The 20,437-nt window shown below is 61.3% G+C and carries 19 protein-coding genes; 6 read left to right on the top strand and 13 right to left on the bottom strand.

Annotated elements, in window-relative coordinates:
- Window positions 1-124: 124 nt before the first annotated feature.
- From AC0NIE_RS21485 to AC0NIE_RS21470, 4 genes are all read right to left on the bottom strand, one after another.
- Window positions 125-3,292: an efflux RND transporter permease subunit gene (locus tag AC0NIE_RS21485; RefSeq protein ID WP_473488340.1), complete on the bottom strand. Its 3,168-nt coding sequence runs from the start codon at window positions 3,290-3,292 to the stop codon at window positions 125-127.
- The gene (locus tag AC0NIE_RS21480; protein WP_473488341.1) at window positions 3,289-4,737 is read right to left on the bottom strand and encodes an efflux RND transporter periplasmic adaptor subunit; all 1,449 of its coding nucleotides are present in this window, start codon (window positions 4,735-4,737) and stop codon (window positions 3,289-3,291) included. Before AC0NIE_RS21480 ends, AC0NIE_RS21485 begins: the two co-directional genes overlap by 4 nt.
- A complete protein-coding gene (locus AC0NIE_RS21475; RefSeq protein ID WP_473488342.1) occupies window positions 4,734-5,135 on the bottom strand; it encodes a FixH family protein in 402 nt (133 codons plus the stop codon). Before AC0NIE_RS21475 ends, AC0NIE_RS21480 begins: the two co-directional genes overlap by 4 nt.
- 122 nt (window positions 5,136-5,257) lie before the next feature.
- The gene (locus AC0NIE_RS21470; protein ID WP_473613707.1) at window positions 5,258-5,572 is read right to left on the bottom strand and encodes a hypothetical protein; all 315 of its coding nucleotides are present in this window, start codon (window positions 5,570-5,572) and stop codon (window positions 5,258-5,260) included.
- Between the two features lie 354 nt (window positions 5,573-5,926).
- Here AC0NIE_RS21470 and AC0NIE_RS21465 point away from each other — a divergent pair, with 354 nt between their 5' ends.
- The gene (locus tag AC0NIE_RS21465; RefSeq protein ID WP_473488344.1) at window positions 5,927-6,295 is read left to right on the top strand and encodes a hypothetical protein; all 369 of its coding nucleotides are present in this window, start codon (window positions 5,927-5,929) and stop codon (window positions 6,293-6,295) included.
- Window positions 6,296-6,338: 43 nt separating this feature from the next.
- Here the strand turns inward: AC0NIE_RS21465 and AC0NIE_RS21460 are convergent, their stop codons facing one another.
- The 9 genes from AC0NIE_RS21460 to AC0NIE_RS21420 all read right to left on the bottom strand — a co-directional run bounded on the left by AC0NIE_RS21460 (window position 6,339) and on the right by AC0NIE_RS21420 (window position 15,101).
- Window positions 6,339-7,748, bottom strand: coding sequence for an adenylate/guanylate cyclase domain-containing protein (locus tag AC0NIE_RS21460; protein WP_473488345.1), 1,410 nt, complete (start codon window positions 7,746-7,748; stop codon window positions 6,339-6,341).
- A gap of 356 nt (window positions 7,749-8,104) precedes the next feature.
- Window positions 8,105-8,389 (bottom strand): copper-binding protein, encoded by a 285-nt coding sequence (locus AC0NIE_RS21455; protein ID WP_473488346.1) that lies wholly within the window; start codon window positions 8,387-8,389, stop codon window positions 8,105-8,107.
- Window positions 8,390-8,427: 38 nt separating this feature from the next.
- Window positions 8,428-8,916 (bottom strand): cupredoxin domain-containing protein, encoded by a 489-nt coding sequence (locus AC0NIE_RS21450; RefSeq protein WP_473488347.1) that lies wholly within the window; start codon window positions 8,914-8,916, stop codon window positions 8,428-8,430.
- A gap of 43 nt (window positions 8,917-8,959) precedes the next feature.
- Complete coding sequence (locus AC0NIE_RS21445) at window positions 8,960-10,318, bottom strand: multicopper oxidase family protein (RefSeq protein ID WP_473488348.1); 1,359 nt, start codon at window positions 10,316-10,318, stop codon at window positions 8,960-8,962.
- An 18-nt stretch (window positions 10,319-10,336) separates the two neighbouring features.
- Window positions 10,337-11,794 (bottom strand): TolC family protein, encoded by a 1,458-nt coding sequence (locus tag AC0NIE_RS21440; protein WP_473488349.1) that lies wholly within the window; start codon window positions 11,792-11,794, stop codon window positions 10,337-10,339.
- Window positions 11,791-12,024 carry a hypothetical protein gene (locus AC0NIE_RS21435; protein WP_473488350.1) on the bottom strand — a complete coding sequence of 78 codons (234 nt, stop codon included), beginning with the start codon at window positions 12,022-12,024 and terminating at the stop codon, window positions 11,791-11,793. The genes AC0NIE_RS21440 and AC0NIE_RS21435 overlap by 4 nt, the downstream gene beginning before the upstream one ends.
- 84 nt (window positions 12,025-12,108) lie before the next feature.
- The gene (locus tag AC0NIE_RS21430) at window positions 12,109-12,591 is read right to left on the bottom strand and encodes a hypothetical protein (protein WP_473488351.1); all 483 of its coding nucleotides are present in this window, start codon (window positions 12,589-12,591) and stop codon (window positions 12,109-12,111) included.
- 30 nt (window positions 12,592-12,621) lie between these two features.
- Entirely contained in the window at window positions 12,622-13,059 is a 438-nt protein-coding gene (locus AC0NIE_RS21425) for a YqaA family protein (RefSeq protein WP_473488352.1), read from the bottom strand.
- A gap of 26 nt (window positions 13,060-13,085) precedes the next feature.
- A complete protein-coding gene (locus AC0NIE_RS21420; protein ID WP_473488353.1) occupies window positions 13,086-15,101 on the bottom strand; it encodes a multicopper oxidase domain-containing protein in 2,016 nt (671 codons plus the stop codon).
- A gap of 302 nt (window positions 15,102-15,403) precedes the next feature.
- Between AC0NIE_RS21420 and AC0NIE_RS21415 the strand changes: the two genes are divergently transcribed.
- The 5 genes from AC0NIE_RS21415 (at window position 15,404) to AC0NIE_RS21395 (ending at window position 20,395) form a co-directional block, all read left to right on the top strand.
- On the top strand, window positions 15,404-16,123 hold the full coding sequence (locus tag AC0NIE_RS21415) for a FadR/GntR family transcriptional regulator (protein WP_473488381.1): 720 nt from the start codon (window positions 15,404-15,406) through the stop codon (window positions 16,121-16,123).
- Window positions 16,124-16,246: 123 nt separating this feature from the next.
- The gene (locus tag AC0NIE_RS21410) at window positions 16,247-17,221 is read left to right on the top strand and encodes a sialic acid TRAP transporter substrate-binding protein SiaP (RefSeq protein WP_473488354.1); all 975 of its coding nucleotides are present in this window, start codon (window positions 16,247-16,249) and stop codon (window positions 17,219-17,221) included.
- A 145-nt stretch (window positions 17,222-17,366) separates the two neighbouring features.
- On the top strand, window positions 17,367-17,939 hold the full coding sequence (locus tag AC0NIE_RS21405) for a TRAP transporter small permease (RefSeq protein ID WP_473488355.1): 573 nt from the start codon (window positions 17,367-17,369) through the stop codon (window positions 17,937-17,939).
- A gap of 3 nt (window positions 17,940-17,942) precedes the next feature.
- Entirely contained in the window at window positions 17,943-19,349 is a 1,407-nt protein-coding gene (locus tag AC0NIE_RS21400; RefSeq protein ID WP_473488356.1) for a TRAP transporter large permease, read from the top strand.
- On the top strand, window positions 19,346-20,395 hold the full coding sequence (locus tag AC0NIE_RS21395; RefSeq protein ID WP_473488357.1) for an L-idonate 5-dehydrogenase: 1,050 nt from the start codon (window positions 19,346-19,348) through the stop codon (window positions 20,393-20,395). The genes AC0NIE_RS21400 and AC0NIE_RS21395 overlap by 4 nt, the downstream gene beginning before the upstream one ends.
- Window positions 20,396-20,437 lie beyond the last annotated feature (42 nt).

Here is a 20,437-nt window from a genome sequence, read left to right as displayed (position 1 = left end):
ATCTGAAGAACACGAACTTGACCAAGGCGGCGATTGCCAGCGCGACAAGGACGAGGAGGATGAAGCCTGCCAGGCCCATTCCCTACATTCCGCCCGACATCATCTGATCCATCATTTTTCGCCCTTATTCCGCGGCCAATTTCACCCGAAAGTCTGCTCTTGGCTCCTCGACCGCACTCCGGATCGGCAACCGCCAGCCCTTGACGATGCCGTAGACGGCGGGAATCACGACGAGCGTCAGGATCGTCGAAGAAATCATGCCGCCGATCATGGGGACGGCTATCCGTTGCATGACCTCCGATCCGGTTCCCGTGCTCCACAGGATTGGCAGGAGGCCCGCCATGATGGCGACGACGGTCATCATTTTCGGCCGCACGCGCTCGACGGCGCCGAACATGATCGCCTCGTTCAGGTCCATCTTGGTCAAACTCCGCTTCCCGGCCACACATCTGGCCTTCGCCTCGCTCCATGCGTTGTCCAGATAGATCAGCATGATGACCCCGGTTTCGGCGGCCACGCCGGCCAGCGCTATGAAGCCCACCGCGACCGCGACCGACATGTTGAAGCCCAGCCACCACATCATCCAAATGCCGCCGACGATTGCGAATGGCAGCGACAGCATGACGATCAGCGTCTCGGTCAGCGCCCGGAAGTTGAGGTAGAGCAGCAGGAAGATCAGCGCGAGCGTTAGTGGCACGACGATCTTCAGCCGTGCATGGGCACGTTCGAGATATTCGAACTGCCCGCTCCAGGCGACCAAATAACCTGGCGGCAGTTTTACTTCTGCGGCGACGGCCTGTTGCGCCTCGCCGACATAGCCGCCGAGATCACGGCCGGCGATGTCGACGAAGATGTAGACTGCAAGTTGTCCGTTCTCGGTGCGGATCGAGGTCGCGCCGCGCGTGAGTTCGACCTTGGCGACTTCCCCGAGGGGCACGAAGCCGCCGCCAGGCAGCGCGATCTGCACGTCGCGGGCGATTGCGCCGGGATCGCTTCTCAGCGCGCGCGGATAGCGGATAGCGACACCATAGCGTTCGCGGCCCTCGACCGTGGCCGTGATGACCTTTGCGCCGAGCGCCATGGAGATCACATCCTGCACGTCGCCGACCGACAGCCCATAGCGGCCGAGGGCGGTCCGGTCGGGAACGATATCGAGATAGTAACCTCCGATCACCCGCTCGGCGTAGGCGCTGGACGTGCCGGGCACGGCCCTCAGTACCGCCTCGATCTGGCGCGCGACATTTTCCATTTGAGCGAGATCGGTGCCGTAGACCTTGACCCCAACGGGCGTGCGTATGCCCGTCGACAGCATGTCGATGCGGGCGCGGATCGGCATGGTCCAGGCATTTGAAACACCTGGAAACTGCAGCGCGGCGTCCATCTCGGTTTTCAGACCTTCCGATGTGACTCCGGGCCGCCATTCTGATTTCGGTTTCAGGTTGATTATCGTTTCGAACATCTCGGTCGGCGCGGGGTCGGTCGCGGTCTGTGCCCGGCCCGCCTTGCCGAAGACAGACTCTACCTCAGGGAATGACTTGATGATCCGATCCTGCATCTGCATCAGTTCGGCGGCTTTCGTGACGGACAGGCCCGGCAGCGTCGTCGGCATGTACATCAACGTTCCCTCGTCGAGATTCGGCATGAACTCGCTGCCGAGTTGGCGCGCCGGCCAAACCGTCACTGCAAGGGCGGCAATCGCGAGCAGGATCGTGAACATCTTTGCCCTCAGCACGCCGGCGATGATCGGCCGGTAGATCCCGATTAGCAGCCTGTTGAGTGGATTTCTGTGCTCTGGCACGATGCGGCCGCGCACGAGCATCACCATCAGGGCGGGCACTAGCGTCACCGAGAGCAGCGCCGCCGCCGCCATGGCGAAGGTCTTGGTGAAGGCGAGCGGACCGAACAGGCGGCCTTCCTGGCTTTCCAGCGTGAAGATCGGCAGGAACGAGACGGTGATGATGAGCAGGCTGAAGAACAGCGCTGGCCCGACCTCAGCTGCAGCCTTGATCAAAACCTCGATGCGGGGTTTGCCCGGAGGCGCCCGTTCCAGGTGCTTGTGGGCGTTCTCGATCATGACGATCGCTGCATCGATCATCGCACCAATGGCGATCGCGATGCCGCCCAGACTCATGATGTTGGAGCCGAGGCCAAGCAGCTTCATAGCGGCAAAAGCCATCAGGATGCCGACGGGCAGCATGATGATGGCGACCAGTGCGCTCCTCACGTGAAGCAGGAACACGATGGTGACGAGGGCGACCACGATGCTCTCCTCCACGAGCGTCGACTTCAGAGTCTCGATCGCAGCCTCGATGAGCTTTGAACGATCGTAGACGGGAACAATCTCGGTGCCCTCGGGCAGGCTCCTTTCGATCTCGGCGAGACTCTCCTTCGCGTTTTCGATGACCGTCAGCGCGTTCGCGCCCACCCGCTGCAGCACGATGCCGCTCGCGACCTCGCCCTCGCCGTTCTGTTCGGCGATGCCACGGCGCTCGTCAGGCACGATCTCGACCTTGGCGACGTCGCCGAGCCTGAGCGGCACGCCGCTGACTGACTTCAACGCAATGCTTTCGATGTCGGACACACTCTTCAGGTAGCCGCGTCCACGCACCATGAATTCGAACTCGGAGATTTCGACCGTGCGGCCGCCCGTGTCCATGTTGCTGGTGCGAACCGCTTCGCCAATTTCCGAAAGCGTCACGCCCTGAGCGCGCATCCGCGACGGATCGACCACGATCGAGTACTGCTTGACGAAGCCGCCGACGCTTGCGACCTCGGACACCCCTTCCGCCTTCGAGACTGCGAAGCGCACGACCCAGTCCTGCAGGGAACGGAGTTCCGCGAGGGACAATTCTTTGGCAACGACCGCGTACTGATAAACCCAGCCGACGCCTGTCGCGTCCGGTCCAAGCGCCGGGGATACGCCATCGGGCAGACGGCTGGCGGCCGCGTTCAGATATTCGAGCACGCGGCTCCGCGCCCAATAGGGATCGGTGCCGTCCTCGAATATCACGTAGACGAAGGACACCCCGAAAAAGGAGAAACCCCTGACCACCTTGGATCTTGGAACGGTGAGCATTGAGGTTGTCAGCGGATAGGTGACTTGATCTTCGACCACCTGCGGGGCTTGGCCCGGATGATCGGTGAAGATGATTACCTGGACGTCGGAGAGATCCGGTATGGCGTCGAGCGGCAAGGTCCGGACCGCATAAATCCCTGCGGCAGCTGCGAGCGCCGTGGCAAAGAAGACAAGAACAAGATTGCGCGCCGACCAGGCGATGAGATTCGCGATCACGGCTGCGCCTCCGCAGGCGTCAGAGCGCTGAGGGCTGCTTTCAAATTGCTTTCGGCATCGATCAGGAAGTTCGCCGAGACGACGATGCGTTCGCCCTCGACGATGCCCTCCATGATTTCGGTCATGCGTTCGCCGCGCAGGCCGATCTTCACGTCGCGCGGCTCAAAGCGGCCTTCACCCTTGTCGACGATCACGATCTGGCGCGCGCCCGTGTCGATGACGGCACCGTCAGGGACCGTCACGACCGGCTCGGTCGCGCCGGTGGCGACCTCGACCTCGGCATACATGTTCGCCATTAGCAGCCGATCGGGATTGGGCAGCTCGATGCGCAGCCGCGCGGTGCGCGTCTGGCCCTGGATTTCGGGATAGATCAGGCTAACCGTGCCCTCGAACGCCTTGCCCGGCAGGCTGCGAATGCGCACAGCTGCCTTGTCCCCGACCCGAACCGAGCTCAACTCGTATTCCGGCACGTCCGCCACTACCCAAACGACGGAGACATCGGCGATCCGGAACAGCGTTTCTCCTGCGTTGGCCATCATCCCGTCGACGGCCATCCGTTCGAGGACGACGCCGCTTCGGGGGGCCGTCAGCGTGACCGATATCGGCACTTTCTTCGTCTTCTCGATTTCCTCGATCGCCTCGACCGGGACGGCGAGATTTTCGAGGCGTTGGAAACTTCCGGTGGCGGCTTTGCGTCCGCCACCGCTTTTCAGGTCAGCAGCGTAGAGCGCCCCGGCTGCGGCGATTTCTTTGGCATAAAAGCGCACGAGCGGCTGACCCTGCTCGACTACATCTCCTGTGGTGATGGCCGCCACCTCCTCGAGGAACGCCTCGGTGCGGATCGACACGACGCTGACGCGGCGTTCGTCCAGCGTGACTGTGCCGGGAACACGGACCGGGCGCACAATCGCGCCTTTGGTGGCAAGCGCTGTCTTCACGCCTGTGCGTTGCAGCTTCCCTGCCGACACCTTGACGGTCGACCCGTCATCCGCCTCGCCGTCGAAGACAGGGATGTAGTCCATCCCCATGGAGTCTTTCTTGGGTGTCTGCGAGGTGTCTGGCAGTCCCATAGGATTTCGGTAGTAAAGGATCTTCCGCTCGCTCGGCGCCACCGCTTCGCCGCCTGCTTTCATCTTGGGTCGAACCTCGAAGCTAACGTCTTCGCTCGCCAGGACCGCGACGAAATCCCGGCCATCTTCGGTGCGGTTTGGCGTCGACGAATAGGCGGGATCTCCGTCGGGATGGCGGTAGTAGATGACGGGACCAGAGGGAGTCGGATCGGCAGTCGCCGGCTTCGGTCCCGCGTCGAGCGGGCGCCCGATGGTCGTCTCAATCATTTGCACGACGTCCGAGACGGACAGATCTTGTTGTCCGGCCGAGTATCCGCCGGCGCCCGCCCCGGCCGCCAATACGGCGAGGGTCAGGAATGAGCCGAGCTTATTCATTGGACGGCCTTGAATTCCAGGCGGCGCTCGACCGTTTCGCTCTCGCCCTGGACCTTCGCAGCGATCGAGAAGCGCCAGCCTCCCGCCATGATGAGGTTGGTCTTGAAGCGATAAATGCCGGACTCCTCGGATGGCAGCACCTCGACGGGCGCCGCCATCGCCTCCATTCCATCCGGAGCCATGTCCATTCTGGTGGCGAATACGACAGCGTTGTTCACCGGAGCGCCTGTCCTCTTGTCGAGGAGCCTGACGGCGACGACTGCACCGTTCCCTTCCTTGATCTCGTTCTCGACGAGTTGGAATTCGTAGTCCTCGGGCGCGGCCTTGGCCGCTTGGGAAGCCGCGATGACGGATGCGAACGCAAGCGTCGCAGCGCGTGGGGAAAAATTCGATTTCATGTTTTCAAGATTCCGAATGTCATTGAGCTGTTGCGCACGGCATTGGCATGGCAGACACCATGCGACTCCGCCCGCGCAGCATTCGGCCGCACGGATTCCGGCGCTGGAAGCGCCTGTGACAGTCAGGCTTTGGGTGGTCTGGGCGGGGGTTTCCCGATAAGCGACGAAAGGACCGCTTCCCTGCCGTTGAGGAACTCCTCTCCGCTCGGGGCTTGGACGAGGAACGTCGGCGTTTCGGGAACCGGAACGCTGCCGAGGCCCGACACGCACAGGACCGCGAGCGGGCAATCCTTGCCGCAGTCCGGCACCATTGGCTTGCCGTCCGGGCAGCAGGGCATGTCGCCCTGCATGATGGATAAAGTCGACCCGGCAACAGCAGCGCTCGAAGACGAAGCTCCCAAAGGTGCAAAGGCCAGCCCAAACACGGCCAGCAACAAGAGCACCCTTCCGAAACCGAACGAATTCGTCATCGTTTACACTTTGGCATAGGCAGCCACCGCGCGATAGTGTCTCGGGTGTTTATGACCTTCTTGTGAAATCGCGCAAAAGCCATCGCCGCCAACGCTTCCACTCATGCTTTGATCACTTCGAGCCGATGCAAAGAAGAAGCGATTTCGTTCTTCACGATGCCTAATCGCCGCGGCAAAGACTTCATACGACCGCCTCAAGCGCTGCGCACGTCGAGGAATATCCGGCCTTTCTGGATGCCTCCGCCCACTCCGAAACGGAGATTCGATTCGAATATCGACGCGAGAGATGATAGTCTGGTTTTGGATCCTCGGGAGGAGGAGATGCGCGCCATTCCATTTTTTGCCGGCGTGTTGGTGGCTACGCCCTCGATGGCGGCGGAGCAACTGATCTTTTACACTGCCAATTTTCCAGATGCCACCTCGGTCCGGCTTAGCATCCTGAACAATAGCGTCTCGCGAGATGGGGACTATGACTTCGACGTCGCTATTGGCTTAGTCGAAACAGACGCGAACGGCGCCATCAGGTACGAAGATACCGGCAAGCATCGTGCACGCGTTCGCTGCAATTATCCGGCGTATGTGAGCGTGGGCGCGCGAAGATATCCTATAGAGATGCCTCTAAGCCGTTCCGCACCTGACGATTGGAAAGAGAATCTCTGGATAACATTCTGCGCGGCCCCCTCGTCATGATATCCGTGACGTGAGGTCACCGGATCATCCGATCTCCAACCAATCATAGCGGCTTATGCCCTTGATGCTGCCGATTAGGTTCTGACCTGACCGTCGCCGTAACAGGCCGCACACTTCGCGGCGCATCGTTCGGCCGTGAAGCGTTCCGGTCGGGATCCTGTGGTTGGTAACTTTGTATCTTTGACGCCTGCATCGGCAGCAGATGGACGTCGACGGTTTCAGATCGGCCCGGGACGGTTGCAGCCCTCAGCGTTTGCCACTCAGGCGTCCTCAAATGCCGCGGCAGTTTGCAGGCGAGTTCGTCCGAGATGACGATGCGGGCATCCGTCAGCTTACACATGGCCTGAAGCCGTGCGGCCAGATTCACTGAATCGCCAATTACTGTGTACTCACTATGCAGTTCTCCGGGTATGACGCCTCCGATCACGTGGCCGAAGTGAACGCCAATCCCGAAAGTTAGGGGATCCCCGCCGTCGCGCATCCTTTTCTCGCTCCATAGCTCGAGAAAGTTGGACAACTCGACCGCGCATTCGAAGGCCCGGAGCGCGGCGGTCGGGAGTGGCATAGGAAACCCGAACACAGCCATGACGCCATCGCCGATGAATTTATCCACGATCCCGTCACATCCCGATACGGCTTGCGTCACCCGCCGCCTATATTCGGTGAGGAGGATGGCAATCTCCTCAAGCGGCATCGTCTCGGCGAGTCCGGTGAAGCCTCGGATATCGACGAACAGTATTGCCGCCTCCTGACGGCGAAGGCCGAGATGTGCACCCCCCGTCGCCAGGCGCTCGGCCGTCTCGGGAGCAAAGAAGCGGGCCAAGTTCGCCCGCTCGCTCGAACTTGCGACCGCTTCTTGCACCAGCCGCTGGATGTCGAGTACCAAAACGATCTGGATCGCCGCGACGACGGTGAAAGCCGCAAGGCGAACTACCGCCGCCTGAACTTCCTCGCAAGAGACGCGGAAAATGGCCTCAAAACCGTCCTCCCAAACCGGCAACAAGGCGACGGCCAAGGAACCGAGAATGACAAGGATTGCAAAGGCGGCAACCGGCCCTGCGCGCATGCGCATGCTTGCGTGTGAAAGAAGCACGAACGCGATCACGAGGCTTGGCGTTGCCAGTGCATCGACCAAAGAGGAGGTGGGGTCAAGAAGATGCTCGGCGGTCAGATAGATGACAAGGGACGCGTCTACCGCGACATAGACCCAATTCAGCCACGGGCGGAACAACCTCGTTATCACCAGGCCCACAGCTACAAAGGTAATCGCGGCGTAGGCGCTCAGCAGGGTAACGTGAATCTCGTGATTAACGATGTCCGGTTCGAGCGCGACAGAGAGCGCGAACACGAACAAGGCCACGAAACGCCAGAGCGCGGTGCGTAGTTCGTTGCGCTGTTCGACCTCCGAAATAAGGCCGCCGATCTCGGTTCGAGCGCGATTGCTAGATGTCATCGGTATTCAGCTCGACTTCTCAATAGGTGAACCCATCGGCGCGGACCGCGTCCTTGGCTTCGGGGCCACAAACATTGGCCTCCAAATGGGCAGCAGGGATCATCGACCGTCCCAACAGACGATCGTGCCGCAGTTTGATTTCGCGGGATTTATCGGAGCATGTCCCGTCTGAAGCGCTTCATCTCGCGGCCAAGCTGCGAACTGATGATACGGCCCAGCACGTTCCGAATGCTTTCCGAAAGGCGAAAAGCACTTGTCCTCGGCTCCGACAGTGCGTCACCCGACGGCCAAAATGGATCCTAGCAGCCACGGGCGGCGCGGGCCGACGTTTCCGACGGCCCGCTACCGCACCTCGCCTACTTGATTTCCGTGACCGTAATGCGCCCTTTCACACGGTCCGCGACGAACTCTATCGCTTGACCTTCCTTGACTTTGTCGAGCATCGCATCATCGGCGACCACGAAAACCATTGTCATCGCCGGCATGCCGAGGTTCGTGAGTTCTTCGTGCTTGATCGTGATCTTCTTCTGTTTCGTGTCGACCTTGGTGACCTCGCCCTTGGTATATTCGGCAGCCAGGGTCGCGGTAGCAAATGCGAGCGCGATGGTCGCGGCGGCGGTGATTTTCACAAACGATTTCATTTCAGATATCCTTCTGTTTGCTCAGAGTTGACGAGAAATCAGGGAGCGACGACCTTGATGTCGCCCTTCATGCCTGACTCGTAGTGTCCGGGAATAAGGCAAGCGAACGCGAAATCGCCAGCGTTGGCGAACGTCCAGATGATCTCGCCAGACGCGCCCGGGGCAAGTCGGATTGAGTTCGGATCGGCATGTTCCATCTCTGGGAACTTCTCCATTACCGCCTTGTGTTCCATGACCGCGGCGTACTGATCCATGACGAACTCATGATCTCCTTCGCCCTTATTCACGAACTTTAGGCGGATCGTCTCGCCCTTCTTGACTTTCAACAGGGCTGGTTCAAAAACCATTGCCCCGTCGTCCTTTTCCGTCATGGTTATGTTAACCGTCCGTTTTGCTTGTGCTTTCTTGCCGGGCGTTCCGATTTCCATTGACGCGGCCTCACCGTGGCCGCCACTGTGATTTCCCCCGGCTAAAGCCGCGCCGGGAACGACTGCCATCATCATGGCCGCGATCATCATTCGTTTCATGCTGGTCTTTCTCTGTTTGTTGGGGTTTGAGACGGTGGGCATTTCATCCCTGTTTTCCGTGGCTGCCGTGCGCTGCCGGAGCCATCGTTTTTGCGTCACCTGACTTTGCGGCGGCGGGAACGTCACCCGTCCACTCATAAGCAACGGTTCCTTCCGGATGCTGGTACCAGCCGGGATCGGCGTAATCGTTCGCGGACAGGCCCTCGCGGACCTTCACGACCGAGAACATGCCGCCCATCTCGATCGCGCCGAACTGTCCCCATCCCGTCATCATCGGGATGGTGTTGTCGGGAAGCGGCATCTCCATCTCGCCCATATCGGCCATGCCGCGGTCACCCATGGCCATGTATTCCGGCTGGACCCGGCGGATCTTGTCGGTGACTTTCGAGTTGTCGACGCCGATGAACGTGGGCACGTCGTGGCCCATGGCGTTCATTGTGTGGTGCGACTTGTGGCAATGGATCGCCCAGTCGCCCTCGTATTTGGCTTCGAACTCATATGCCCGCATGGCGCCGACGGGGATGTCGATCGACACCTCCGGCCACCGCGCCTCCGGCCGGACCCAGCCGCCATCGGTGCAGGTCACCTCGAAGTCGTAGCCATGCATGTGGATCGGATGGTTGGTCATCGTCAGGTTGCCCACCCGAACCCTGACGCGGTCGTTCTTTGCCACCGGAAGATGACTGATCCCCGGAAAGACGCGGCTGTTCCAGCCCCAGAGATTGAAATCCGTCATCTCCATGATGCGCGGGACGTATGACCCCGGTTCGATGTCGAAGGCGTTCAGCAGGAACACGAAATCGCGGTCCACGCGCATGAATTTCGGGTCTTTGGGATGAATGACGAAGAAGCCCATCATGCCCATGGCCATCTGGACCATTTCGTCGGCGTGCGGGTGGTACATGAAGGTCCCGCTCTTCACGAGGTCGAACTCGTAGACGAAGGTTTTGCCAGACGGGATTCCAGGCTGGGTCAGTCCTGTCACGCCATCCATGCCGTTTGGCAGGATCATGCCGTGCCAATGGATGGTGGTGTGCTCGGGGAGCTTGTTGGTCACGAAGATGCGGACCCGGTCGCCCTCGACCGCCTCGATCGTCGGACCGGGGGATTGACCGTTGTAGCCCCACAGATAGGCGGTCATTCCGGGCGCCAGCTCCCGCTCGACGGGTTCGGCGACGAGGTGGAACTCCTTCACCCCGTTATTCATGCGGTGCGGCAGCGTCCAGCCGTTGAGCGTCACCACCGGCTGGTAGTCCGGCCCGCTCGTCGGAAAGATCGGCGGCTGCATGTCCGGGGATTCCATGATCGGAGCCTCCGGCAAGCCCATCGCCGAAGTCTTGGTCCATGCCGTAACGCCGGCGAGCAGGGCTCCCGCGCCTAGTAACTGACGTCTTGAAAGCATCTATTGTTCTCCTTGGGTTCAGTGGCCTTCGGCGCCGGCCTCGGCTACGGCCGGGGCGTCGCCGCCACCGGCGCCCGATGCGCCTCCACCGTAGACGGCGGTTCCGAGATTGACGTCGGCGAGCCAGAAATTGCGCTTGGCGTTGAGGGAAAGCATGATCGAACTGATTTTCGCGCGGGTGTCTGCCAGAAGCTCGAACGTGTTGGTGATCATGCCGCTATAGGTGAGGACGGACTCTTCCTCGATTTTAGTTCGAAGAGGCACGACACTGTTGCGATAGTGCCGGGCAATGTCATAGGTCGAACGATATCCGTCATAGGCCGACCGCGCCTCGGAGCGGACGTTCACCGCTTTTTCCGCCAGCCGATTGGCAGCCTGCATGTAGGCGAGCTCAGCCTTGCGCATGCGCGCCTTGCCCGTATCGAAGATAGGGATGACGAACTCCAGCTCGAGGATGGGGGAGGTGCTCGTCTCGGTTCCGCCTTCTTCCGCCTCCTCGCGTTCCACTTCCACCCCAGTAAGAAGTTCCAGGTCGGTGACGTAGCGCGTCGCCTCGGTCAGACCGTAGGATTTCGCCAGCGCCTCCAGCTCGAGTTTCGCGATCTCAAGGTCGATGCGATTTCTTAGCGCCTCCGCCTCGATCGCGCGTTTGGCCTTGGCGCCTTTCGGTAAGGCTGGAAGCATGTTGGGGACTGAGTAATCGACGTCCGGTCCCCATAGACCCATCAGCCGGGTGAGCTCTTCCTTGGCAGTCCGGGCAGCGAGCCGCGCCTCCGCCGCCTGACCGGTGATCTCGGCATAGAAGACGTGTTCGCGGGCTTGGCCGGTCTTTGTGAAGGCGCCTGTCTCGCCAAGTTTCTGAGCGAGTTCCGAAGCAGCGTCGGCGGTGGCTTGCGCCTTGTTCAGATAGGAAACGCTTTCCCAGGCCGATACAGCGTTGACCCAGGCCCGCCGCGTATCGGCGGCCAGTCGTAGCGTTTCCTCGGCGGCGCGGAGTTGAGCCTGACGGAATCGCGCATCCGCGACCGCGACACGCCGCTTGTGGGTCGCCAGCGCAAGGATGTTGCTGATCACCGCGCCTTCAATCGTCCGCACCGGATCGACGCCGATCATGCCGACCGAGATCGTCGGATTGACGAGCATCGTTTCCTGCCACATGTCGGCCGCCGACAGGCCGATCTCCGCATAGGCGGCCTGGAGGCCCTTGTTGTTGAGCAAGGCGACCTGCACCGCGGTGTCCGGGCCGATCGTCTTCTTCTGGACGAGGCGCTTCACGCGCTCTGAAACCGTCCGCGCTTCCTCGCTGGATTGCACCCATACGGTTTTCTTGCCGGTCACGGATTCGGCACGCGCTGCGACTGTCGTGAAGCCGGCCATCGGGGCTGAGATGCCATCAAGGGCTGCGCTAGTCGTGCATCCGGCAGCGATCAGCGGAATGGTTACCACCGCAGCTATGGTCAGGGGCCGGCGCTTCATGATCCGGCTCCCGGGTTCGCGGGAGAGCGTTCTTGATTGAGGCGCCGCCAATTCTGCGGATCCACCGGCTCCCGGTTGCGATAGTCGACGACGACCGGGTGGTAGTGCACATCACGGACGCCCATTGCGGGATCGGCCGGATTGAAGGCGGGAAGGATGTCCGGCGGCGTGGTTGCCGCACATCCGGTAACTAACAGCGATGCGAGCATCGCGGAGCTTGCGATTTTCATTGTAGACCTGAAGCCATGACGTATGCGTTTGGCCGCGCGGGAACGGATTCCCGACGCTGCGCGCGAACGCCCCGAGAGGGCGCGTCAGTTCAGATGTTTGGGGGGCCTTATGAGCGCTGTGTATTCGCCGAGCGGCAAAGTGACGGCAACGACGGGCGCAAAGCAGCGGGAGACAACATGCTCCAAGTCAGGGCAATCGACCGGCACCGCATTTGCCGGCGCGCAATGGACTTCACAGCTCTTGTCGGCGGATTGCTTGGCGCCGTGATGATGCTCAGACGTACCCGCGTCGTCCGCCGTGGCGCCGTGATCGCCCATATCGTGTGCGGGTGTCTCGGCCTGGAGATCCGCCCCGGCGTGAAAGCCCGTGGCATTGGCTGTGGCGAACAGACCAGGCTGAAGAGCCGACATGACCAGGAACACGACCGCCAGCAGTGCTCGGAGCGGTATGTTTCCTAGGATCGTGAATCGACCAAGAGTCCTCATCAACCCTTCCGACAATTGTTCGGCTGATTTGTCAAGGTCGCCGCGGCCGCTTTGTTGCAGTGCAACCAAAAGTGAACGCAACTCCCTGCTGCGATGTCCACGATTTCGGTTTTACATCAGGCCCAGCACTGCTCCGGCGACGACCAGATAACGCGAAATCTTCGCGACGGCGACGATTGCGACAAAGCTCCATAGCGGCTCGCGCAAAGCCCCGGCGACCACGGTCAGCGGGTCACCGACGATCGGCATCCAGCTTAACAGGAGCGACCATCTTCCATAACGGCGATACCAGCTCATGGCGCGGTTGAGCGTCTCGGGACGCAGCGGAAACCAGGGCCTGTCCCGGAAGCGTTCGAGCCCTCGACCAAGACCCCAGTTCACCGCCGAGCCCAGGACGTTGCCTATGCTGGCGACAACAACCAGCATTGCGGGCGAGAAGGAATGTGTGGCGAGGAGCCCTGCAAGGGCGGCCTCCGACTGCGCCGGAAGGATGGTGGCTGCGGCGAAGGCAGCAAGAAACAGGCCGCCGTATACGGCAAACACATCCATCTATGTTTTCGCTTTGCGGAAAGGTTTCAGGGTTGCACATCGATCACGACCATCAGTCCGCCACCGCCCTTCTCTTCGACATTGTTGTTGGTCGTATGATGCCCGATATGGCAGTGGATCAGCCATTTTCCGGGCCGGCGTGCCTGCCAGACGACATCGTAGCGTTGCCCGGGTCCGACGTTGACCGTATCGGCAAGGAATCGTGCCGACTCAGGGATAGTCTCGCCGTCGCGGGCGACAACTTCGAATGGACCGCCATGGATGTGCATGGGGTGGATAAACCCATTATTGGTGCCGATGAAGCGCACTTTCAGGGTTTCGCCGACCTTCATCCTGATCGTGTCCGTTGACGGATAGGCGCGGCCGTTGATGGTGAAATAATTCGGCTGCCCGCCGTCCATCGGCATCGACGGAAAAGTCAGGCCCTCCCGCATCAGCCATTCCTGAAGCTGAATAACATAGTCGTGGTCGGCCGCAATCTCCTCCTGGGGATTGGCGGGATCGATGATGAGTGCGCCGTAGAGTCCGAGCGCCTGCTGGCGATCGACATGGTCATGCGAGTGATAGAAGTAGGTCCCCGATTGGCCCGCCGTGAATTCGTATCGGTAGCTGCCGCCGGGCGGGATCGGCTCCTGCGTGATCTCGGCCGGGCCGTCCATTTCGTTCGGCAGGATCAACCCGTGCCAGTGCAGGGTCGTGCTCTCCGGCAGACGGTTCGTGACGTTGATCCGCACCCGGTCGCCTTGCCGGATATGCAGCCTCGGGCCGGGCACCTGACCGTTGATCGCATAGGCGTCGACTTTCACGTCCGGCAGGATCGCCCAGCGGATGACCGAGGTTTCCAGGTCGAACACCTTTACCCCGTTCTCCATTCTGGCTTCCAGTTCCCGGTCGCCGCGAACTTCCAAGCCATGGCTGGCCGTGATCAGGCGAGGATGCACGGCGGCCATGTCCAGCATCGCTGCAGCCGGCGTGTCGCGGTCCATGATCATGCCGGGCGGCATGATGGCGCCGCCTACGTCTCGCGCGCTGAGGGTGAGGTTCACCCAGTTGGCCGGAGCGATCATGCCGAGCGCCAGCGCAAGTACGGACACGCCGCCGAAGGCCGCGAGTTGCGGCACAGTTGCATCCGGTTCCATGCCGTGACCGCCATGCGTACCACGCGACCCGCCTCCGCCATCGCCGTGGGAGGAGCTATGGCCGGATCCATGATGGCCGGCCCCGCGATTGCCGCCTGGGTTGCCATGTCTGGGGTTGGCATGTCTGGGGTTGGCATGTTCGTCGAGGCGCGCGTAAGCGTGGTGCCCCGCCATTCCGGCTTCCGCGCCGCCATATGCGTGCTCGCGCCCGCCTTCCCTCGCCTTGTCGAATTCCGGTTCGCGTTCGGTCATCAGCCCGTGCTTCAGGCCACGGGCCACCATCCATACGTTGGCAGGATATGCGGTGATGAAGCCAACGATCACGCCGAACGACATGACGCCCCAGAACAGAAGCTCGGTCGGCTCCATGGCCCGCATGTCGCTGCCCATCATCAGAAAGCTCATGACCGGCGCCATGCCCGCCATCATGAAATTCATGCTGATGAATTCCGGCATGAAGCTCTTGCGGACATTCTCCCAATAGGTGCCGCCCATCATCGATTTCATGAACAGCGACTGGAAGATGAACAGGCCGAAGGCGAACCCGGCAACATACTCCACGATGAGATCGATCCACATCGGCAGCCCGAGAGCGGCGGTGATTGCCGCCGCGAGGATGATGCCGGTGGCGTCTCCGGCGACGCAGTGGATCGTCGAGCCGACGCCTTGCTTCCAGAGCGGCTTAGTGAACGCCTCGTGTTCGCCTGGCCGCGGCTCCTTGTCGGCCAGCACGTAAATCAGCAGCCCCAGCGGTCCCATATAGAGCGTGACCAGGATGAAGCCCCATTTCATCACCACGGGTTCGGGATTGTTGCGGAACTGATCCCACGACACGTAGGCCGTGCTCAGGCCAGCAAGAACGAACCAGAATGCGAGGAAGTAGTCGACGGGCTGTACGAACACTGCAGAACTCCTGTCGGTTTTCTCTCCACTGACCTAGTCTGGCATTGCCTCTCCGGATCATCTGCGGCGGCTTCAGCTATCGCCTCGAAACCATGGGCATAAGCTTTCCAGTTGCTGGAATGTCAAGAGTTGCCGCCCAGCCAAATCGCCGATCCTTGCTTCCAAGAAAATGACAGAGAATGAGTTCCAAGGGCTGCTCCTTGACTCTTTGCTTTTTTCCCGGCACTTTTGATCAATAGGTCAGACCAATTTACCGATCCGGGATCAGCCAGATGATTCCGGTGAGGTGGAACTGGGTAACAATGCCGATCCAGGCCGTTGAACCGCGTCGACTTTACCGACAGATCGCCGACCAGCTCAGGCAGCTGATCGACGCGGGCGAATTCGCAGTCGGCGATCGCCTGCCGACCGAGCGCGAACTGGCCGATCAGCTGGGCATCTCCCGCCCGACTGTCCGTGAAGCGCTGATCGCGCTCGAGGTCGAGGGGCGCATACGCATTCGCGTCGGTTCCGGCATCTACGTCACCGAACCGCCGCGGGCCGACGTTTTGACGGCAGAGATGGATGAAGGCCCGTTCGAGCTGTTGCGGGCACGCGAGTTCATTGAAGGGGCGATCGCCGCCGAAGCCGCCCTCCATATTCGACCGATCGATATCGAACATATGGACGACGTGCTGCGCCGCATGGAGGACATACCTCACCCGACCAAGATGACGATCGCACTCGACCGCGAGTTCCATACGATGGTGGCGGGCATTCTCGGAAACGCCGTCCTGGTGCGCTGCATCGGCGAGCTTTTCGACCAGCGCATGAACCCATATTTCGAACGCCTGTCGAGCTATTTCGAGAACAGGGATTCCTGGCGGGTCGCCGCGGAGGAGCATCGCGCGGTGCGCGACGCGATCGCGGCGCGCGACCCTGAACGGGCTAAAGCCGCCATGCAGGAACATCTGCGTCAGTCGCAATTGAGATTCTCACGCAATTTCGGTGAGAAATCCGCAGCCAAGGAGGTCGCGGAATAGAGCATCGGACCCAAAAGTGGGAACCGGTTTTGGGAAAAACCGATGCTCAAACTAAAAGGTGTAGCAGCCGACCGGGAGGAGATCCGGTCGGAGCAGTCAAATCCAACCTCAGGGAGGAACACAATGCTGAGAAAATACGGAATTCTACTCGGTGCGATCGCAGCAATCGCTATGCCTTTGGCTTCGGCCTCGGCGCAGACAGCTCTGAAATGGGCCCACGTGTATGAGACGTCGGAGCCCTTCCATACCGAGTCCGTGTGGGCAGCGGAGGAGATTAAGAAGCGCACCCAGGGCCGCTACACCGTCGACGTCTATCCGGCCTCGCAACTCGGTAAGGAAGCGGATATAAACCAGGGCCTGACGCTCGGCACGGTCGATATCATCATTTCCGGGTCGAGCTTTGCGGCGCGCGAATATCCGCCGATCGGCGTCACCTATTTCCCGTATACCTTCCGCGACGCCGACCATTTGTTGAAATACACCAAAAGCGACGTCTACAAGGCGTTGACCAAGGGCTACGAGGAAAAGTCAGGCCATCACATAACGGCCACCACCTATTATGGCACGCGGCAGACCACCTCAAACCGGCCGATCGCCAAATGTGCCGATATGCAAGGTCTGAAGATGCGCGTCCCTGACGTTCCCGCCTATCTCGCCATGCCGCGCGCGTGCGGCGCCAACACCGCGCCGATCGCCTTCGCCGAGGTCTATCTGGCCCTGCAGAACGGCACCGTCGAGGCTCAGGAGAACCCGCTGACCACCATCGAGGCGAAGAAATTCTACGAGGTGCAGAAGCACATCGTGCTCACCGGACACATCGTCGATCACCTCAACACGATCGTATCACAGTCGCGCTGGGCCTCGCTTTCCGACGAGGACAAGCAGATCTTCACCGAGGTGATGCAGGAGGCAGCCGCCCGTGCCACGGCAAAGATCGTCGCGCGCGAAAAGGAATTGGTGCAGGTGTTCAAGGATCGCGGCATCACCGTGACCGACGTCGACCGTGCCGATTTTGAAAAGAATGTTCTTGAGAAGGTCACGTTCGAGGAGTTCGGCTACAACAAGGCCGATTGGGAAGCGATCCGCGCGATTAAGTAGAGTATCGGGAAAATCAGGTGCTCAGACAAGGGGATAGAGCGGCAACCGGATTCGCCGCTTTAACCTGCCCGTCCGTCCGGTTCCATGTTGCGCCGGACGGCCTTTCCAATCCTTGACGACCTACCAGCTTCGGGAGCCCGCGCCAATGGCCGAGGAACACCATACCGAGATCACCGTCGAAGAGATCGCCCACGCTTTCGAGGAGGTGCCGATACACATTGATCTGTCGCACCACGGCATCGAGGACTGGATAACGCTCGCCGTGTTCTGGGGGATGGTCGTCTGTGTCTTCCTGCAGTTCTTCACCCGTTATGCGCTGAACAACAGCCTTGCCTGGACCGAGGAGATCGCCATCAACGCGCTCGTCGTCGTCGTCTTTCTCGGCGCCGCTATGTGCGTGCGCATCTCGCGCCACATCCATGTCGATGTGCTCTACCATTACCTGCCGGAGCGCGTCGGCCGCTGGCTCGCGCTTAGCGTCGACGTCATCCGTGTCGTCTTCTTCGCCTACGGGACCTGGCTGATGTGGCGCTATGTCTCGATCGTCGCGCACGAGCGGATGGTCACCATCAACCTGCCGCGCCGCTGGTTCTTCTACGCCGTCCTGGCGGGCTTCGCGCTGATGTTCGCGCGCTCGATCCAGGTCTTCATTGGCAACTACAGGCGTGGCTATTCGGTGCTCGAGCGCCCCGGTGCGTTCGAAACGGTAGGGGACTGAGCGATGCTGCTATTGGTCGGAGGCTTTCTGGTCCTGATGCTGATTGGCGTGCCGGTCGCCGTGTCGATGGCGGCAGCCTCGGTGCTCTACCTCGTCATCTATGGTGTCGCGCCCGACATCATCGCAGCCCAGCGCATGATTGCCGGGGTGGAGAGCTTTCCGCTGCTCGCCGTGCCCTTCTTCATCCTCGCCGGCAACCTCATGAACATCGCCGGCGTCACTGGCCGCATCTATGCCTTCGCCCTTGCGCTGGTCGGCTGGATGAAGGGCGGCCTGGCGCAGGTCAACATCATCGGATCGGTGATCTTCTCCGGCATGTCGGGCACCGCGCTCGCCGACGCCGCCGGCATCGGCACCATCGAGATCAAGGCGATGAAGGACCACGGCTATCCGATCGACGCCGCGGTCGGGGTCACCGCTGCCTCGGCGACGCTCGGGCCGATTTTCCCGCCGTCGCTGCCCTTCGTCATTTACGGCATGATGGCGAATGTCTCGATCGGCGCGCTGTTCATGGCCGGCATCCTGCCGGGCGTGGTCATGACCGTGCTGATGATGGTGACGGTCGCCATCTTCGCCTATCGGCGCGGCTGGGGTTCCGACACGCCGTTCGAGCTTCGGCGGCTCGCCGAAGCGGCGGGCGAGGTGCTGGTGGTGGCGGCCTTCCCGCTCGCCTGTTATCTGCTGGTGCAGCTTGGCCTGTCCATCAATGTCGCGGTCGGCATCGCGCTGCTGTTGCTGATTGCGGTCGACTGGTATTTCGACTTCTCCGCGGTCATGGCACTGATGACGCCGATCATCCTGATTGGCGGGATGACGATGGGCTGGTTCACGCCGACCGAGGCGGCGATGGCCGCCGTGATCTGGTCGCTTTTCCTCGGGCTGGTGCGCTACCGCACGATGACGCTGCGCACACTCGCAAAGGCGAGCTTCGACACCATCGAGACGACGGCCTCCGTACTCTTCATCGTCACCGCCGCCTCGATATTCGCCTGGCTGCTCACCGTCAGCCAGGCGGCACAGCTGTTCTCGACCTTCATCTTCGCCCTCACCGACAACATGTGGGTCTTCCTCATCCTGGTGAACGTCCTGATGCTGGTGGTCGGCTGCTTCCTCGATACGATTGCGGCGATCACCATTCTTGTGCCCATCCTGTTGCCGGTGGCCGCCGTGTACGGCATCAACCCGGTGCATTTCGGTCTGATCATGACGCTTAACCTGATGATTGGTCTCCTCCATCCGCCGCTCGGCATGGTGCTGTTCGTCCTGTCGCGGGTCGCCAAGCTGTCGGTCGAGCGTACGACCATGGCGATCCTGCCCTGGCTCGTGCCATTGATCGTCGCGCTGATCCTGATCACCTTCGTCCCCGCCATCACGCTGTGGCTTCCGACACAAATGGGACTGATCCGATGATCGATAACGCAGTCGCCGCGACGCTGTTCGGCCCCGAGGATCTGCGCGTCGTCGAGCATCCGCTCGGTCCCCTCGCGCTGGGAATGGTGCGCGTGCGTTTCGGCGCAGGCGGCATCTGTGGTTCCGACCTGCACTATTTCCGCCATGCGCGGACAGGCGATTTTGTCGTTACGTCGCCGCTCGTGCTCGGCCACGAGGTCGCCGGAGAGATCGTCGAAATCAACGCGGACGCGCCAGGACTTGCCGTCGGTGATCGCGTGGCGGTCAACCCATCGCGCTGGTGCGGACAATGCGCGCGATGCGCGGAGGGCCGCGCCAATCTCTGCGAAAACATCTATTTCATGGGCTCGGCGTCGAAAACGCCGCATATGCAAGGCGGTTTTGCCAGCGTGTTCGATGCCACGCCCGCGCAATGCGTCAAAGTCCCGCCTGATGTCGCCTACCAGGCGGCGGCACTCGCCGAACCGCTCGCCGTCAGCCTGCATGCTGTGGCACGGGCCGGCGACATCGCCGGCCGCAACGTCATCCTGTTCGGCGCCGGCCCAATCGGGCTTCTGACCATGCTCGCCGCCAGGCTCAAGGGATGTGGCGAGCTCACCGTCGCCGACATAGCCGAGGCGCCGCTCGCCTTCGCCAGCGAACTTGGAGCAAACAGGACGATCGACCTGTCCGGCGGTGGCGACGAACTCAAGGCGCTCGCGGCCGACAAGGCGATCGACGTCGCGTTCGAGATTTCAGGCACCGCTGCGGGTCTCGCGGCGGCGATCGCCAGCGTCCGGCGCGGCGGCACGGTCGTTCAGGTCGGCAATCTTCCGGGTGGTCAGATCCCGGTGGCGGCCAATGCGGTGATGGCCAAGGAAATCAATCTGAACGGCACGTTTCGTTTCGGCGCGGAATTCAACCAGGCGGTCGATCTCATCGTCGGCGGGGATATAGACGTCCTGAGACTGGTGACCGCCGAACGCCCCCTCTCCTCGGCCCGCGATGCGTTTCGCCTGGCCGCCGACCGCTCGCAGAGCGTCAAGGTGGTGCTGACCGCCGACTGAGGGTTTGCCCAGCGCCTGCCACCAGCTGTTATCAACCGTTCC

This window comes from Mesorhizobium sp. WSM4842 (assembly GCF_055901575.1).
This window is presented reverse-complemented; position numbering and strand designations above follow the sequence as displayed.

What these genes read in the sequence shown, in the direction of transcription:
- AC0NIE_RS21465 (WP_473488344.1), top strand. Translation starts at nt 5,927, where the DNA reads ATGCGCGCCATTCCATTTTTTGCCGGCGTGTTGGTGGCTACGCCCTCG.
- AC0NIE_RS21435 (WP_473488350.1), bottom strand. Translation starts at nt 12,024, where the DNA reads ATGAAAATCGCAAGCTCCGCGATGCTCGCATCGCTGTTAGTTACCGGA.
- AC0NIE_RS21410 (WP_473488354.1), top strand. Translation starts at nt 16,247, where the DNA reads ATGCTGAGAAAATACGGAATTCTACTCGGTGCGATCGCAGCAATCGCT.
- AC0NIE_RS21445 (WP_473488348.1), bottom strand. Translation starts at nt 10,318, where the DNA reads ATGCTTTCAAGACGTCAGTTACTAGGCGCGGGAGCCCTGCTCGCCGGC.
- AC0NIE_RS21400 (WP_473488356.1), top strand. Translation starts at nt 17,943, where the DNA reads ATGCTGCTATTGGTCGGAGGCTTTCTGGTCCTGATGCTGATTGGCGTG.
- AC0NIE_RS21405 (WP_473488355.1), top strand. Translation starts at nt 17,367, where the DNA reads ATGGCCGAGGAACACCATACCGAGATCACCGTCGAAGAGATCGCCCAC.
- AC0NIE_RS21460 (WP_473488345.1), bottom strand. Translation starts at nt 7,748, where the DNA reads ATGACATCTAGCAATCGCGCTCGAACCGAGATCGGCGGCCTTATTTCG.
- AC0NIE_RS21395 (WP_473488357.1), top strand. Translation starts at nt 19,346, where the DNA reads ATGATCGATAACGCAGTCGCCGCGACGCTGTTCGGCCCCGAGGATCTG.
- AC0NIE_RS21450 (WP_473488347.1), bottom strand. Translation starts at nt 8,916, where the DNA reads ATGAAACGAATGATGATCGCGGCCATGATGATGGCAGTCGTTCCCGGC.
- AC0NIE_RS21440 (WP_473488349.1), bottom strand. Translation starts at nt 11,794, where the DNA reads ATGAAGCGCCGGCCCCTGACCATAGCTGCGGTGGTAACCATTCCGCTG.
- AC0NIE_RS21475 (WP_473488342.1), bottom strand. Translation starts at nt 5,135, where the DNA reads ATGAAATCGAATTTTTCCCCACGCGCTGCGACGCTTGCGTTCGCATCC.
- AC0NIE_RS21455 (WP_473488346.1), bottom strand. Translation starts at nt 8,389, where the DNA reads ATGAAATCGTTTGTGAAAATCACCGCCGCCGCGACCATCGCGCTCGCA.
- AC0NIE_RS21425 (WP_473488352.1), bottom strand. Translation starts at nt 13,059, where the DNA reads ATGGATGTGTTTGCCGTATACGGCGGCCTGTTTCTTGCTGCCTTCGCC.
- AC0NIE_RS21415 (WP_473488381.1), top strand. Translation starts at nt 15,404, where the DNA reads ATGCCGATCCAGGCCGTTGAACCGCGTCGACTTTACCGACAGATCGCC.
- AC0NIE_RS21480 (WP_473488341.1), bottom strand. Translation starts at nt 4,737, where the DNA reads ATGAATAAGCTCGGCTCATTCCTGACCCTCGCCGTATTGGCGGCCGGG.